14 protein-coding genes are annotated in these 16159 nt (G+C 51.0%); 10 read left to right on the forward strand and 4 right to left on the reverse strand.

Annotated features, from left to right (window positions below; all coding sequences use genetic code 11):
* Nucleotides 1-4: 4 nt before the first annotated feature.
* The gene (locus ACZ5ZV_RS03155) at nt 5-2227 is read right to left on the reverse strand and encodes a S8 family serine peptidase (RefSeq protein WP_464119980.1); all 2223 of its coding nucleotides are present in this window, start codon (nt 2225-2227) and stop codon (nt 5-7) included.
* A gap of 127 nt (nt 2228-2354) precedes the next feature.
* Complete coding sequence (locus ACZ5ZV_RS03160; RefSeq protein WP_464119981.1) at nt 2355-2837, reverse strand: glutathione peroxidase; 483 nt, start codon at nt 2835-2837, stop codon at nt 2355-2357.
* A 154-nt stretch (nt 2838-2991) separates the two neighbouring features.
* Between ACZ5ZV_RS03160 and ACZ5ZV_RS03165 the strand changes: the two genes are divergently transcribed.
* From ACZ5ZV_RS03165 to ACZ5ZV_RS03175, 3 genes are all read left to right on the forward strand, one after another.
* Entirely contained in the window at nt 2992-4524 is a 1533-nt protein-coding gene (locus tag ACZ5ZV_RS03165; RefSeq protein ID WP_464119982.1) for a hypothetical protein, read from the forward strand.
* A gap of 187 nt (nt 4525-4711) precedes the next feature.
* A complete protein-coding gene (locus tag ACZ5ZV_RS03170) occupies nt 4712-6232 on the forward strand; it encodes a hypothetical protein (RefSeq protein WP_464119983.1) in 1521 nt (506 codons plus the stop codon).
* 66 nt (nt 6233-6298) lie between these two features.
* The gene (locus tag ACZ5ZV_RS03175; RefSeq protein ID WP_464119984.1) at nt 6299-7765 is read left to right on the forward strand and encodes a hypothetical protein; all 1467 of its coding nucleotides are present in this window, start codon (nt 6299-6301) and stop codon (nt 7763-7765) included.
* 12 nt (nt 7766-7777) lie between these two features.
* Here the strand turns inward: ACZ5ZV_RS03175 and ACZ5ZV_RS03180 are convergent, their stop codons facing one another.
* Together ACZ5ZV_RS03180 and ACZ5ZV_RS03185 are read right to left on the reverse strand one after the other, a co-directional pair.
* Nucleotides 7778-8965 carry an aspartate kinase gene (locus tag ACZ5ZV_RS03180; protein WP_464119985.1) on the reverse strand — a complete coding sequence of 396 codons (1188 nt, stop codon included), beginning with the start codon at nt 8963-8965 and terminating at the stop codon, nt 7778-7780.
* Nucleotides 8962-9957, reverse strand: a complete 996-nt coding sequence (locus ACZ5ZV_RS03185) for a lytic transglycosylase domain-containing protein (protein WP_464119986.1) — start codon at nt 9955-9957, stop codon at nt 8962-8964. Before ACZ5ZV_RS03185 ends, ACZ5ZV_RS03180 begins: the two co-directional genes overlap by 4 nt.
* A gap of 221 nt (nt 9958-10178) precedes the next feature.
* Here ACZ5ZV_RS03185 and flgF point away from each other — a divergent pair, with 221 nt between their 5' ends.
* From flgF to flgM, 7 genes are all read left to right on the forward strand, one after another.
* Nucleotides 10179-10994, forward strand: coding sequence for a flagellar basal-body rod protein FlgF (flgF, locus tag ACZ5ZV_RS03190; RefSeq protein ID WP_464119987.1), 816 nt, complete (start codon nt 10179-10181; stop codon nt 10992-10994).
* 147 nt (nt 10995-11141) lie between these two features.
* Nucleotides 11142-11927, forward strand: a complete 786-nt coding sequence (gene flgG, locus ACZ5ZV_RS03195) for a flagellar basal-body rod protein FlgG (protein WP_464119988.1) — start codon at nt 11142-11144, stop codon at nt 11925-11927.
* Nucleotides 11928-11930: 3 nt separating this feature from the next.
* Nucleotides 11931-12860, forward strand: coding sequence for a flagellar basal body P-ring formation chaperone FlgA (flgA, locus tag ACZ5ZV_RS03200; protein ID WP_464119989.1), 930 nt, complete (start codon nt 11931-11933; stop codon nt 12858-12860).
* Nucleotides 12857-13603: a flagellar basal body L-ring protein FlgH gene (locus ACZ5ZV_RS03205; RefSeq protein ID WP_464119990.1), complete on the forward strand. Its 747-nt coding sequence runs from the start codon at nt 12857-12859 to the stop codon at nt 13601-13603. The genes flgA and ACZ5ZV_RS03205 overlap by 4 nt, the downstream gene beginning before the upstream one ends.
* A gap of 1 nt (nt 13604) precedes the next feature.
* Nucleotides 13605-14603 (forward strand): flagellar basal body P-ring protein FlgI, encoded by a 999-nt coding sequence (locus ACZ5ZV_RS03210; RefSeq protein ID WP_464121382.1) that lies wholly within the window; start codon nt 13605-13607, stop codon nt 14601-14603.
* Between the two features lie 309 nt (nt 14604-14912).
* Nucleotides 14913-15665 (forward strand): rod-binding protein, encoded by a 753-nt coding sequence (locus ACZ5ZV_RS03215; protein WP_464119991.1) that lies wholly within the window; start codon nt 14913-14915, stop codon nt 15663-15665.
* 78 nt (nt 15666-15743) lie between these two features.
* Nucleotides 15744-16073 carry a flagellar biosynthesis anti-sigma factor FlgM gene (gene flgM / locus ACZ5ZV_RS03220; RefSeq protein ID WP_464119992.1) on the forward strand — a complete coding sequence of 110 codons (330 nt, stop codon included), beginning with the start codon at nt 15744-15746 and terminating at the stop codon, nt 16071-16073.
* Nucleotides 16074-16159 lie beyond the last annotated feature (86 nt).

The raw sequence follows: 16159 nt of genomic DNA on the forward strand, positions 1-16159 counted from the left end.
TTTTTTATCTGTATTCCAAAGATTCCAGGCGGGACTCAAAATAGTCGGTGACTATCAAAGAACTGCCGCGAGCCTTCAGCTCCAGGACTTTATTTTTTAGTCTTTCCAGCACGGGCTCGATATTTACATTCAGATTCTTCTGATCAAGCATCTGACTCTGGACTATTTTTTCCAGTCGGCTGACTTCCAGCAGAAGATCTTTTTCAAAGACATTAAGTCCGCCGTGTTGGCTCATAAATTCTTCAAGTCCCCTGCAGCGATAGGCCATTTGCGCCAACCGACAGTCCTGGCGTTCAATACCCAGTTTCTTGCATTCGCGTCCTTCCTGCGAGCGGTACTTGTAGAAGATTTCTTGTGAAGGCTGCTCTTGATAGGGGGCTGCCGCAGAAACACCATTCTTGGTGAAACCCAGTCCCGGACCAATCAGCGTGTATCCATGCACTTCCGAAGCAAAGGCGGCGGGTAAAACTTTACCGTGTCTGTTCAAGCGACGAAATGCGATGATGTCGCCAGCTTGGGCTTGCTCCAACGGTACAGGCTGACACAGAGCTGAGTCCACGATGTTGGCAAACTCGCTGGCAAAGGTGTGGTGCAGTCCTTTGGAAACTCCGGCCAGATAGGTGGAGGCATTCCAGCAGTTTGGACCATCGACCTTGGCGTAGCGGTCTTTGAGCAATTTCATCTTTCCAGTCAGCAGGGCCTTTTTTAAATCCGCATATCCCCCGGACTTGACTGGTGCGGGGTCTTTGGTGACCTGAGCTGTGGAGATGAAAAGGTCCCGCACTTCAGAGGCGGAAAGCTCAGGCAACTCACTCCACAGGCGGGCAATCAGGTTGACCATGTAAGGCGTTGCCATGGAGGTGCCAGAGTGTTCAATCAGACCGCCGCCCAAGGAAGCCGCATTGACTTTTACTCCCGGAGCCAGAATATCGACGTTCTCTTTACCGAAGTTGCTGAAATCAGCCATTTTGGCATTTTCAGGGGTCACTTCTTCGATCGTGCTGGCCGTCAGCGCGCCGACCTTCAGAACATTCGGATGGGTAAAGCTGGCAGGGTACTGGCGGTTCTTGGTCATATCCAGATCAACACCGGCGTTGCCAGAGGCTACGACAAAAAGAGTGTTGGGATTTTCTTCGATCATAGTCTTATAAGCCCGAATACCGTCGCGCAGGCCCAGCAGGTCTTTGTTGTCAGCAGGAAAGCCCAGACTCATATTGACGATGCGAACCTGATGCTTCTTGATGAAATCTGACATTTTGCGAATGTAGTCGGCACGGGTGTAGTCGCCAGCAAAGCCCACCAGTGCGATATTATTCAGTCCACGGCTGGCGATGTGGGCGACATGGGTTCCATGGGACAGCGGACGGTGGTCTTTATGCATACCAATGGAAGATTCTGTGGGCAGGCCGATATTGCGCACTTGTTCCCACCCGAAGTTGTCGTCAACCCAGCCGTTCCCATCATTGTCGATGTCATCGACCGGATCCTGAGGGTTGTTCCACCACTTGCTGACAAGCTCTTTGTGGTTATAGTCAAAGCCCGAATCGATGATGGCAACCAGAAAGCGGTTGGGGTTTTCCCGCTGCTTTTTTAGGACAGCAATTTCATCTGCCTTGAGTCCCGCTTTTTTTAAGCTGCCCACAAGATCATACTTTTCATAAAGGGAAAATTGACTGAGAACCTTCCCTTGAGGGTCCTTTTCGATAAAGGCGTAGGGCTTTTCATCCTGCTCCTTATAGTAAAGGAAGATCGAGGATGTGATTTGATTGTCCTTATTCAAATAGTCTTTGCGAATTTCTCTGAAAGGCTCATTCTGTTCGTGGTGGCCTATGTATTCCAAAGTGACAGGGGCTTCTTTGGTGTAGTGCCATTTGCGCATCAGACGTGACTTGTCGGTTTGATGGCCTTCCTGATCCAGGAAAGACCACTCTTCCTGGCTTTTAATCTGACCGTAGTTTTCTTTTTCGACAGAAAGCTCGGTCACAATCACACGACTTTGTGTGGACTTGGTGAACCGCATCCAGCCGGTGAAGCGGCCGTCGATATCAAAATAGCGTCGCTCTGTCAGAACCGTATCCTGATAGTAACTTTCTTTCGAGGTGACGCCGTTGTCGAACTTTTCAGTTTTAACAGTGACAGCAGCCCAGGCAAATGACTGTCCCAGAACGAGACACAGGGTCGTTGCGAGCAGCGAGTTTCTGATTGTCTGAAAAGGGCTCTTCATCATGAAAAGAAGAGATAGCAACGAGGGTGCCAGACAATCGCAAGCATCGTGGTGTCGGCGGTGAAGAAAGCCCTGTCGAAGTCTCTGACAGGGCGGTGCCATTTATTAGCTTATGGATGTTCGCGGAATATTAAGCCAGAGCTTTTTTGATGTCGCTGGCGATGTTCGCGGGCTCTTCCTGAGGCGCGTAGCGCTTCAGAACCTGACCGTCTTTCCCCACGAGGAACTTGGTGAAGTTCCATTTAATCATCTCTGTGCCCAGCAGACCTGGAGCGGAAGATTTCAACCACTGGTAAAGAGGATCTGCCTTATCTCCGTTCACGTCGATTTTGGCCATCACCGGGAACGAAACTCCATAGTTCAGTTCACAGAACTGTTGGATCTCGGAATCTGTTCCTGGTTCCTGTGCGCCGAACTGGTTGCAAGGGAAGCCCAGAATAACCAAGCCCTGATCCTTGAACTGAGCGTAAAGCTCTTCAAGGCCCTTGTATTGTGGGGTGAAACCGCATTTGCTGGCGACGTTTACAATCAGAACGACTTTGCCGCGATACTCTTCCAAAGAAGTAGATTTACCACTGGCGTTGGTTACAGAGAAATTATAAAGGCTTGTCATGTGATCTCCTGTCTATGCAAGGCTAGCATAGCTTGGAAGAAGTTGAGGTGCAAATTGATACGTTCCGTCTGAAGGAGGAAACAGATCTTTGGTAGTTCTCTTATAGCCGATTTGGAAATTTTAGCAGTCCTTATGTTTGGCCGATTTTTAACTTATGAGGCAAGGGGTCCGTTTCATTCTTCTTAGTTATTCTCTTCTGGCTGTCACCCTTGTGGTGGATCTGGCCTGGGCCTCGTCCAATAAAAGAAGAAGTCCTTCACGATCCAACGACGGTTCGATCGAAGCGCATCTGGAGTATCTTAACAGTTTACCACAGCAAACAGAGGCAGATGAACGGGATCGCGAGATGCGAGCCATCAGTTTCACGGTTCAGGGGGCCTTCTCTGAGCAAAACTGCATCGATACCTGCAATGTGAATGTGATGATTCACTATCAGGAGACCTGTTACAGTCGATGCCGTGAAAGATTTGCGGGTGCGGGCTCACCTTCGACCAGCCCCGTGGCGGGCGAGGGGTGTCAGCAGTATTCCGGATTGCAGGAAGCCTGCCGTCAGGAAATTCAGGCAACGTCCCGTTCGTGTGATGAAAAAAGCAATTCAGGAATGAACAGTGTTTCCAATACAGCAACGCAGTTGGGGCTGATGTTTGGGCAGCAGACAGGTGCCAGCATTCAGGCGGCATGCTCTAAGATGGCGGGTCTTTCGGCAGCGGCCAACAGTGCTGTGGCTGCCTACCGCATGCTCTGCAGCAGTGCGATCGCGAAGTGTCGTTCTGCCTGCTCCAGCTTAAAAGATTTTGTCGCCAGTAATCCAGCATGCATGGCCTCTGGTTTTGAAGGGACCATGGGGACTAATCCTTTGATCCTGCAGGCGGCCGAAACTGACGCAGAAAAATGTTCTGAGTTTGAAAATAAGGTTCAAGAGGCCAATCAGGCCATCAGCAATTTAAGCAGCACGATGAACAATGCCTCTCAATGCGCATCCTTAACGTCGGGCGAATCTGCGGAGGTTCCGGATGTTTGTAAAACCAATCCCAATCTTCCGGGGTGTACACCCGCTGGGCCGGTGGATTGTACCAAACCAGAATTAGCCACCAATAAAGTCTGTGTCTGCGCCAAGAACCCGACCGATCCAATGTGTTTATCGCAAAGCTCGGCCGGGTCGATTCAAATGGGAAGCATCAACCCGTCAGCGCGTTTGACCACTCCAGGGGCTGCGGGGGCAGGCATAGGAGACTTGCCAGGTCTGCCGGCGATATCTCCGGGAAAACCGGGAGCAGGTGGATCAGGAGAAGCCGTTGAAGGGCGCCAGGGTGGCAGTACAAACCTTTCCGGTTCAGGAGCAGGAGCAGCAGGCGGAAGCTTTGAAGCAACAGAATCCTCAAGCGAAGAATCTGAGGGCGGTGGACATGCTGTCACAGCCGGATTCTATGGCGGTGGAGGCGGTGGTGGTTTTGGCTCTGCGGGGGCGGGCCCTGCGGGAAGAGGAAGCGCAGGAGTTACTGCGACAGTGAGCGCTTCAACGGTGTCTCCCAATCTTCGTCAGTTTTTGCCGGGTGGAAAATTCGATCCCAAAATTCGTGGTCCTGCGGGAGCTTCGGGACCCGATGGTATCACCGGGCCGCATTCAAACATCTGGATGAAAATTCAAAACCGCTATCAGTTCGTGCGTCCCACGTTGATACCCTAGCAAGATGTGTTTCATCTTGAATCGTTTTTTCATTTTGATTCTGTTTTGCGAATCCAACTTCATTAAAATATGAGAACATATCCGAACACAGTTGTAGCAGACTGGGTTGGGGGCCGATAGGCATTCTATGAGAAACTGGTATTTAAGGGGATTCCTCCCTCTTATTCTTTTGGTACTTCTCGGAAGCGTGAAGGTTTCGGCCGGCACCTTTCTGGGTTGTGCTGAATGGTGTGCCAGTCGATATCTGCCCAAATCGGGCTCAGCCAGCCGGGATCAGATGCTTCGTTACGACAACTGTGTCGTGCAAACGCAGAGGGAAGGTCGGTGTGGCTCAGGTTCCACCAACCGTGGTTCCGGGGGCGGCACCTCTCGTCCTTCGCAAACCCAACGGCCTGCTGAATCCCGGCAACAACAGGAACCTCCAGGCTCCTCGCAAACCAATCCTTGCGGCAATCGTTGCCCTGTCAATCAGTGCCTGGATGTGAATGGCAATGGTGGATATGTATGCCAGTCAGAAATTCAACAGCGTGGGCCGGATTGCTCTGCGCAGTATTCCGAGTTGGTGCAGCGGTGTTCCGAGGCGGTCGAAGAAACTGCTCACACGTGTGATGAAAAGAATGACAGCGGAATGGGTGGCGTGGCCAACATGGCTTCCCAACTCAGTCTGATGTTTGGTCAGCAGACGGCTTCCAGTATTCAGGCGGCGTGTTCGCGGATGGCGGGATTGTCTGCCGCAGCCAATGCTGCGGTGGCGGCTTATCGTTTGAACTGCAGTAGCTCGATCAGTTCCTGCCGCTCGGCCTGCTCGGAGTTGGTGGACTATGTTACGAACAATCCCACATGCACCGTGCAGGGTTTTTCCGGGGCGGCCGGAGACAATTCAATGATAATTGAAAGTGCGCGTTCCCAAGCCGAGCGTTGTGATCGCTTTGAAAACAAAGTTCAAGAGGCCAATCAAGCGATCGCAAACTACGCAGGTACGATGCAAAATGCATCTCAGTGTGCTGATCAGACCTCAGGGGACACGACTGTGCCAGAGATCTGTAAGGCCAACCCCAACCTGCCAGGATGTTCCAGTGCCGGACCTGTTGATTGCACCAAGCCGGAAATGGCTACCAATAAAGTTTGCATTTGTTCGAAGAATCCAACAGATCCGGTCTGTCGTTCTGAAAAAGGTATGAACGGGACAACTTATTCCAGTATTAATTCCGCTGCACGCTTGAACTCTGTGGGGGGCGATGGGCCTGGTGGTGATTTGCCGGGCTTGCCTTCTATTTCTCCCGGAAAACCTGGGCCCGGCGGTGCCGGTGAGGCCGTGGAGGGTCGTCAGGGAGCGGGCGCGGGACTTGCCCTCTCTGGTGGCGGAGCGGGAGGCGGCGCCTCTGGTTCTGGCTCAGGGCAGGCCGAAAGCGACAGTCTTGATCCTGACGTCAATGCCGGATTCTATGGCGGCGGTGGCGGAGGGGCCTACGGTGGTGGCGCTATGGGATCTGCCGGGGGCTCTGCTGGAAAAGCCGGAGCTGTGGGCGCGGATGGCAAAGCGGGGGGCCCTGATTTACGCCAATTCTTGCCCGGTGGAAAGTTTGATCCCAAAGCTCGCGGCGTTGCCGGTGTGTCAGGTCCTGATGGAATCACGGGACCCCATTCCAACATCTGGAAGAAGATTCAGAACAGATATCAAGTCTTAAGCCCGACATTGATGCCTTAGTGTCTCAAATCGAGATTACTTATACTTTGGTAAAGTTCACGTTGAAAAGTACCGAAAAGAATCACCATGGGAATGAAGGTGCTTTTATCGCAGTTTATTGTCGGAGGATTTTTCTTAATTCTCTTTATGCTTCCTTCGCAGGCGCAGGCTGGCTGTAATACCGATGGTTGTCCTGAAGGAATGACATGTGTCAGGGTCTATGACGCCACAGAAAATACCACGACAAATATATACAGATGCGAAGTTGATCGCGGATTTGTAGGTCCTCCAGGCCCTGTGAACCATTGTGGTAACCGATGCGCAGTCAGTGACTGCATCAACGTGAATGGTGGGAATGGCTGGGTCTGTCGAAGTGAAATGACAGGCGGCGGAGGCGGCTGTGCGGAGTATCAGCAGCTGCAAGAACAGTGCAGTGCCCAGATTATTGATACGGCTCATACCTGTGATGAAAAAAATGATTCGGGCATGAGTGGTGTGGCTAATACGGCCTCCCAGCTCAGTTTGATGTTTGGTCAGCAGACGGCGGCCAGCATCCAGGCCGCTTGTTCTAAAATGGCCAGTCTTTCGGCGGCAGCCAATGCGGCAGTGGCGGCTTATCGCCTGACCTGCAGCAGTTCTATTAATTCATGTCATTCCGCTTGCGGTGCTTTGGTGGAATGGGTGAACAGAAACCCCACATGTGTGCAAGCCAGTGGTGGGTCGATCTCCATATCCAGTGCCGAATCGCAGGCAAAGCGTTGTTCGGACTTTGAAAATAAAGTTCAGGAAGCCAATCAGGCGATAGCGAACTTTGGTAATACCATGCAAAACGCTTCTCAGTGTGCTTCGTTGACGTCGGGTGATTCGACGCCGATTCCGGAAATCTGTAAGACCAATCCGAACCTGCCCGGATGTTCTGCCGCGGGTCCCGTGGATTGTACGAAACCTGAAATGGCCTCAAACAAAGTATGTATTTGTGCGAAGAGTCCGACGGATCCTGTTTGTTTGAATACAAAATCAGGTGGCGGCACTTTCGTGGGCAGTAGTTTGGATTCAAGTTCCCGACTGACAGCCAAAGGCGGTGATGGACTTTCTGGAGATCTTCCGGGTCTGCCCTCTATTTCTCCGGGAAAACCAGGCTCTGGCGGTGCGGGAGAAGCGGTTGATGGCAAGCAGGGCGGTGGTGCAGGCTTGGCCGGTGGCGGAGGTGGCTCCGGCGGCGGTGGAGATTCTGGCGGCGGCTCTGGTGGAGATGGCGAAGGCCTTGATGGTGTTCAAGTGACAGCGGGTTTCTATGGCGGCGGAGGCGGAAGCTTCGGAAGCTATGGCGGTGGAGCTGCCGGTGGCGGAGGTCGTCCCGGTGCTGGTGCGGCTGGAACTGCGACCACTAAGGGTGGTCCGGATCTTAGCAAGTTTCTTCCCGGTGGTCAGTATGATCCAAAACGCGGAATCTCCGGTATGGGTGGAGCCGATGGGATCACCGGCCCTCATTCGAATATCTGGCAGAAGATTCAGAATCGTTATCGTGTGATGACGCCGACGTTGTTGCCTTAATTCAGCTTAAAACTAAATCAAAGGATGGAGCGCCTCGATCACCTGCTTGCGCAGGGGGGCCTCCACCAAAACCGTCAGACTCATGGCGCTGACCAGAAGTTTCTGGGCAGACAAATTCTTTTCATTCAAATTATTCAGGACCTTCTGGGTGATCTCGGGCGACGTCGCTCCGGTGCAGGTCAAAGTCACTGTGGAATAGTCCGTTGGCAGCAATGTGAAATCGGAATGCTTCTGCAGCTCTTTCTTCACTGCCACCATGATCTCCTGCGGACCGGTCAGGAAGATTTCTGTCTTGTCCAAAGAAAGTTCACAGCTTAACAACTGAGGAAAGGCTATTTGGTTTTGATCCAACAGGCTTTGCAACCCGTGCAGAGCTTTAGCGGGATTCTTTTCTTTACAGTGAATTCCCAAAACCAGTTCATGCGAGTTCAAGGACAGAGCTTTGCAGGATTCAAACATATTCAATCCTTTTTTGACGAGTGTGCCGTCAGAGGTTTTATTGGAAGCGGGACCAATGTATAAAGTTACATCACGCATTTTGGCCAATTCCACAGAGCGATAGTGCAGAACTTTGGCGCCCCAGAAGGTCATTTCCATCAACTGATCATAATTCAGTTCATTCAGAGGTCGGGCTGATTTGACGATGTTGGGGTCCGCCGTAAAGACAGCCGGAACATCTTTTAAAATCTCGCATCGTTCTGCTTTGAAAGCTGCCGCCATGGCAACTGCCGACGTGTCTGATCCGCCGCGCCCCAAAGTGGTAATTTCTTTGGTCGCCGGGGACACACCCTGGAATCCGGCCAGAATCACCACACGGTCACTTTTTAGAGCCTCTTCCACGCGGATGGGTTTCACATCCTTGATGAAAGCATTGACGTGGGAATCATCTGTAAAGATACCTGCTTGGCTTCCGGTGAAGCTGATTGCTGAACAGCCCAGGTCATTCAAGGCCATGCTGACCAACGACATGCTGATACGTTCACCCACAGTCAGCAGCATATCCATTTCGCGTCTTTGCGGATGAGCTGACACCTGATTGGCTAGATCGATCAAAGAATTAGTGGTTTTACCCATGGCGCTGACGACAACGATCAGCGAATTATCTTTGGATTGAGCTGCGATGCGAGCAGAGACAGATCTGATTTTCTCAGGATCCGCCAAGGTGGCTCCACCGTATTTTTGGACAATCAGGGGTTTCATTCCAATGCAACTTTCCGAGTGTTCTGATAGACGTAGGTGGAAACCATTCGCCCGGCCCCTTTTGGGACTCGGATAAAGTGTTTTTGCACCTGTCGGGGAATGTATCCCAAATACAGCTCGGCGTTCAAATCTTTTAATGACTTTCTGGTGACTCCCAAATGGTCGGCCAAAGGTTCCAGATCGGTGCCGCCGGGGACAAGGACAACATCGTATTCCAACGGGTCCATTTTTTCCAAGTCTCGGAATCCATACAGATTTGGCGCTTTGGCAATTAGCATGGCTGCGAGGATTTTAGGAACGTAATCTTGAGTCTCTTGCGGAAGAGCATCGAGCTTGATGAGGGCCCAGTAATCTTTGGTGCCATACTTCTTGATGCGCCGGCGTAAGCCACTTTCGCCCATGTTGTAGCTGGCGGCCACGAGGTACCAGGAACCGAACTCCGCATGCAGATCTTTCAGATAACGGATGGCAGCCAAGGTGCTCTTCTTAAGATCTCTGCGTTCATCCAGCCACCAGGTTTTACTTAAGCCGTAGCGTGAACCTGTGGCTTCAATGAACTGCCAAGGTCCCACCGCATCGGCGTGGCTGATGGCGTTTGGCGCAAATCCACTTTCGATCATCACCATATAGGCAAGATCCGAAGGCAGGCCCGCACGTTTTAGTTCTTCCTGAATAAAAGGCATGTACTTGTAAGAGCGTTGCAACCAGGTCCGGAACCACTTGTTACCACTTCCCTGGAAGTAGGCGATCCACTTGCTGACTTTCTTATTGTACGTCACTGGAAGATCAAAGATCAGATTGTCCGACTGCGCATGGGTCGACTTGGCGGTCAGAGCTTTCAGTTTTTCCTTCAAGCTCAGGGCGCGGTTTTCTGGTGTTGCAGCGGCCACGGCAGGAGCAGGCAAGGGCTTGGTTGGAGCCACTGGCGCTGCTTCTGTCTTGAAGCTGTAAGAAAGAGATGCAATGAAAAAGAAAGAAACCCACGTCCTCATGTAGTCAATTATGAAGCCGATTCTTTGACACTGTCGACAAAGATCTGACAATTCCCTGGCGCCATCGACGAAGGTCAATGCACGGCCAAATCGAAAAAAACTTGAGCCCAGAATTTTTGAACTCTTCAAAGGTCGAGCTTGGAACCTTTTTCCTAGACGAAGATCCGTCCTGTCAAAAGATGGCACACGCCTTGCTGCTCAACACAGTGGGAGGGAAGTTCATGGGAGTAAAAGGTGTCTATACAGCGCTCAGTGGTGCCATGGCTCAAAGTACAAAGCTTGATACCATCGCCAATAATTTGGCCAACGTGAACACGCCCGCTTTTAAGCGTGATCAGCAGCTCTTTCAAGAGTATCTGACCGCCAATGAAAAGATGCCGGAAACCACACAAATCCCTCGCGATGTCGCATCCATTGAAAGTTTTTATAATATGCAAGGTGGCGACAAAAGTTATGTCGATACCAAGGGTACTTTCACGGACTTCTCACAAGGGGGTCTGAAGCCTACAGGGAACAATCTGGATGTGGCCATTGACGGAAAAGGCTTCTTTGAAGTGGCCACTCCGGGTGGCGTAAAATTGACACGTGCCGGGAACTTCACCTTGGATGGTAATGGGCAGCTTGTAACCAAGGATGGACACCCGGTCCTTCGTCAAGCGGAACCGGGCGCGGACCCGGCGGGCCGAGTGATTCGCTTCACTGGAAATGGCGCTATCAGCATCGCTGACAATGGTGATGTGTTTGAAGGAACTGAAAACCTGGGCAAGTTGTCATTGGTCGCAGTGAACAACCCTGATTCTTTGCAAAAGGCCGGAAGCTCTCTTTATACCTTTAAGCCGAATATGGCGCCGGATATGCAGAACATCAATAATCCAAGCGTAAAGCAGGGATTCTTGGAAACCTCCAACGTCAATATCATCCAGGAAATGTCAGACATGATCACCACCAATCGTGTCTTTGAAAGTACGCAAAAAGCCATCAGTGCTTACGATCAGATGGCGGACAAGATGATCAATGTGGTGGGAAAAACAAATTAGCCTTCGCTGAAGCTATGGCTAACGGGTTAGCCTTCGCGGAGCTACGGCTAGCAGGTTAGCTCTCGCGGAGATGCGGTTAACGGGTTAGCCATCGTATGGGCAAGGTTAGATAAAAGATTGAAATGAAGCTAACGGAAGGATTCGTGAATGCTTAAGAGTTTAAACACAGCAGCGACAGGGATGGCAGCCCAACAGACCAATATGGATGTGATTGCCAATAATATTGCCAACGTTTCAACGGCTGGCTTTAAAAGATCCCGTGCTGAGTTTGAAGACCTCATGTATCAGACCCAAAAGGAGCCAGGGACGGCTTCGGGTCTGAATGCTTATTCACCCAACGGTGTTCAAGTCGGCTTGGGTGTGCGCACTGCGGGCGTGCAAAAGGACTTTGCTGGCGGTCAGGCGCAAGTCACGAAAAATCCATTGGACATTCAAATCGAAGGTCAGGGGTTCTTCCAGGTGCTGACGGCGGACGGCGAAACAGCTTACACCCGTGATGGCGCTTTCAAGAAAGATCCCACGGGCCGCATGGTTGACAAGAACGGCAACGTTCTTCAGCCCGAAATCACAGTCCCGCCGAATGTTTCCGGTCTTGAGATCGCACCGACGGGAGAAGTTCGTGTGATCACAGGTCTTAACGATGCTCCGCAGACGATCGGTCAGATTGATGTGGTGAACTTTGTTAATCCGGCCGGTCTGAAGGCCGTCGGTAAGAACTTGTTCACACAAACACCGGCCAGCGGTCAGGCCATTGCCTCGCGTCCGGGATTGAATGGCACAGGCTATCTGGCACAAGGACAGTTGGAATCCAGTAACGTGAATATCGTGGACGAGATGGTGAACATGATCACCGCCCAGCGTGCGATGGAAACCAACTCCAAAGTGATGCAGGCTTCCGATCAGATGCTTCAATCCATCAACAATTTGAGATAATTGATGATTAAGTACTTTGTGTTTCTATTTCTTTTGAGCGCTCAGGCTTTTGCAAGGCCTGAGATCTCTATTCCGGCCAGCGTGGAGATTTCGCAAAGAGAACTTCTGCGCCTGGGCGATATCGCCGTTGTTGAAGGTGGCAGCGAGGAATTGCTGGCGGCCCTGGATGCGGTGGTTTTGCGTGAAGACGCACGTGACTTGCTGTTGAGTCAGCATCTGGAATCCAGCGAGATTCTGGGCAAGATGCGAGCGGCTTTGAACAGCCAGGAAAGCCTGCGCCGCATGAATCCGCAGTTCAAAGTTCCTTCCCAAGTGAAGGTGAGTTTTGCCAGCACACCAGTTTCCAAACAGGAAATTGAAAGAAAGATTCACAATGTGCTCAAAGCCCGTTGTCAGGATTGTGAGTATCAGGTCAGCGTGCAAAGTACGCCACGCCCGGCATCAAAGCTGTGGGATCTGGATTATACTCAGCTTTCAGCAAAGGGTGGGTTCCTTTTGCCGTTGCGCGACGGGGATCAGCGACAAATTAAATGGATCTCTGGAACAATTCGTGTTTCCCGATTAACCCCCGTGACCACTCGCTTGATCTTACAAGGAGAGAGGGTTCAGGCCGAAGACCTGCGCATGTCCATGACGGACGTGACCTTTGCCAAGGATGGCAGTTTGCGCATGGAGGATATCCAGGGTCAGTTGGCAGCTCGCTCTCTTCCCGTTGGAAGCACTGTATGGGCTTCTGATCTCAAACGTGAACCGGCAGCTAAGAAGGGACAAGTCGTTAAAGCTTTGCTTGGCGACGACAGTTTCGAGATCTCCGTGAATATGATGGCGGAGGACAGTGGCTTTGTCGGAGACATCATTAAAGTAAAAAATCTGGAAACACAAAAAGTACTCTCCGGTCTCGTGACTGAAAAAGGTGTGGTGAAGTTGCAATGATGAAGATGGTTTCTCTCTTCTCAGTTTTGGTTATGTCCGTGTTCGCAACAGGTTGTGCGACGATGCAGGATTTTTTGACGTCTTTGGATGGACCGAAAGAGGCTCCGGCTTTGAAAGACATCAATACGGCGCCACGTTTTTCTGACAATCAGAACATGGGTGTGCCCACAGACCGACATTACAAGCGTATGACCCGCAACCGTATGGAAGAAGAATCCGATCTGGGGGCCAATGCCGGTTCCACGTGGGTGATGGAAGGTCAGGGAGCCTATCTTTTTGCACAAAACAAAATGCGCAAAGAGGGTGATTTACTGAATGTGACTTTGGATGGACCGGCCCGCAAGCAGGTTGAAACCAAAGTGTCAGTGATTAAAAAGTTGTTGAAGCAGTTGGAAGAACAACAACAGCAGGAATTGAGCAACTCTTTGGCGCAAAATGCAGGGGATGCTTCCCGGGCACCGGCTTCCGAAGCTAAAAAAGCGGAAGCACCAAAGGCTGACGAAAAAGATGAGGGCCTGGCGGATGTGCAGAACATACCAACCCGTATTGTGGAAAAGATGGCGGATGGCAACTATCGCATCAAGGGACAGCAGCCGTTCATGATCGGCAAACGTGAATACAAGGTGATTGTGACGGGTCTGATTCGTCCAGAAGACTTTAACGATGCCGGAATCAATTCAGAAAAACTGCTTGATCCACAGTACGACGTGGTCAGCTTAAGAAAGACGAAGAGCAATGAATAAAATCATCAACTTCTTTTTGCTGTCGGCCTTGTTCTTTATGACTTTGATTGAGTCGGCTAATGCCGCTCGCCTGAAGGATATCGCCAGCATCCGTGGGGTGCGCGAGAATCAACTTATCGGTTATGGGATCGTTGTGGGTCTGAAGGGCACTGGTGACGGCAAAAATGAATTTATGAGCAAGAGCATGGTGCGCATGCTGGATAAGCTGGGCATGAAACTGGATAATGTGGATTTCTCCAGTAAAAACGTGGCAGCTGTCATTGTGACGGCGACGATGCCGGCATTTGGCAAAGCGGGTAATCCGATTGATATCACAGTCAGTGCGATCGGGGATGCCTCGTCATTGCAGGGGGGCACACTGTTGCAAACTCCGCTGCGCGCTGCGAATGAACAGGTGTATGCAGTGGCTCAGGGAAGCATTATCATCGGTGGTGACGGCAAAGACCAGCATCTGACCGCTGGGCGTGTGCCCAACGGGGCGATCATTGAGCGTGACATGACGGCGGATTTTTCTTCCAGAAAAATGTATCGTCTGACACTGATTAATCCGGATTTCACCACGGCTGCGCGTTCCGTACTTACGATTAACAAAGAACTGGGCGGTCACTACGCTTCGGCCAAGGACTCTGGAACGATCGACATCATCACTCCATTTGCCTATGAAAATCGGGGCGTGGAACTGTTGGCGACCATTGAATCCATCGAGATCAATCCGGACATGAAAGCGCGTGTGGTGGTGAATGAAAAAACCGGCACGATCGTGATTGGAGACAAAGTGAAAATCTCCAGGGTTGCAATCTCACACGGTGCGCTTTCTGTAAAAGTGGGCGAAGGTAAAAAAGGATCTGAAGAAAAAGTGGCGGTTCTCGACAGCGGTGTCAGCGTCGGAGAACTGGTGCAAGCACTAAACAAACTGGGAGTCTCGCCGAAGGACCTGATTACAATACTTCAGTCCATAAAGTCAGCTGGAGCTTTGCACGGGGAGCTCGAAGTTTTATGAGATTTCTGTTTCAGAATGACACAGCATTTAATACAATCAAAGTTATAGTTTCAGACACATGGACGTGTTTGAAACGCGGGGAGGGTGAGAAAGAGATCGCGAACCATGGAAGGTCAAGAGTCAAAAGTTTCTCGCAGGAAACAGGAGCAATAGGTCAGCAGAGATCACGGAGTGATCAACACGAGCCGAAGCTACACTCTCAGAATCGAGTGCAGGATGCACATGATTCTCCGACTCTAACTCCCCTTTTTTTCTCTTTCAAAAAAGGTACATCCGTACCTTTTTCTTTTTTGATGTAGGAGTCTCGCAATGAGCGATGTGGGATCCTCCGGCGGCTTCAAACCAATGGGAAATCGTATGATGGGGCGGCCGGAACAAAAGCCGCCCGAGCAGAAGCTGCGCGAAGTTTCTGATATGTACGAGAAACATTTCCTTCGCGAGATGATGAAGGCGATGCGCTCCACCGTCAAAGAGGGTGGCTTCATTCAATCCAACCAGGCTGAAAAAATCTTTCGCGAACAGCTGGATGATCAGTATGTCGAAAAGTGGGGCGAGCGTGGCGGCATTGGTCTTTCCAATATGATCTACGATCAGCTGATGAATAAGTTTGGTGTGATGATGGGAATCAAAGCTCCTGTCACCAAACCTGTCGGCCCACTGGCGATGGACGAAAAAAGCAATTACACGGCAAAGCCGTTTCAGCATCCCGGAAAAAAACAAGCCGTGTCCTACAAATTTGATGTGTCACCCAACGCTGGACCTTCGTCTGACACGGCGGCAGCCGGCAGTGCTGGAGTGCCGACAGGCGCGCAAGCTGAAGCAGCAGTCAAAGCCCCATGGGACGGGGTTTTGCTGGGGAAGCGAAGTTTGGCAGATGATCAGACCATGGTGGAAATCGAACACGACAATGGTCTTAAAAGTCAGCTTGTTTTTAAGGGTGGACTGTCTAAAGTTTCGACAGGGGAAAAGTTGCAAGCTGGCGACACGCTTGGCTTTTTAAGTCCAGAGGCAAAATCCCTTTACTGGACCATCGAACCTGGACCAGAAACTGTCTCAGAATGATTTGGTGTAACTGTCCCATTGTGATACTATAAAAAGAATAAAAGAGTGTGTTTCTACACTCTGACAGAGGAGTTCTCGATGAAGATCACGCACAACAAAGTCGGTCAAAATTTGAATCTTACAGATTCTTCCAGATCTGACAGAGCGGATGGTATCAAGAATAAAGCGCCGGATGCAGGTTTGACAAAAGCGGATGCTTTGACGTCTTCCAATCTTGGTGAATCCTCACGCGTGGAGTTGTCTCCTCGTGCTCAGGAAGCAAAACGCATCAAAGAACTTGCTATGTCTGCCCCTGATGTTGACGAAGCCAAAGTTGCTAAATTCCGCGCTTTGATCGACGAAGGAAAATACAAAGTTGACGCCAAAGCCATCGCCGACAAAATGGTCGACGAACATTTGGAGTTCTAATCGGCTGACACCGAACAAGTCCGCGCCGTGAAGACGGACGCGGCAGCGACAGCAAGGAAGCTGAAGTAAAACGATTTCAATCCCGC

It is taken from the genome of Bdellovibrio sp. HAGR004 (assembly GCF_055397015.1).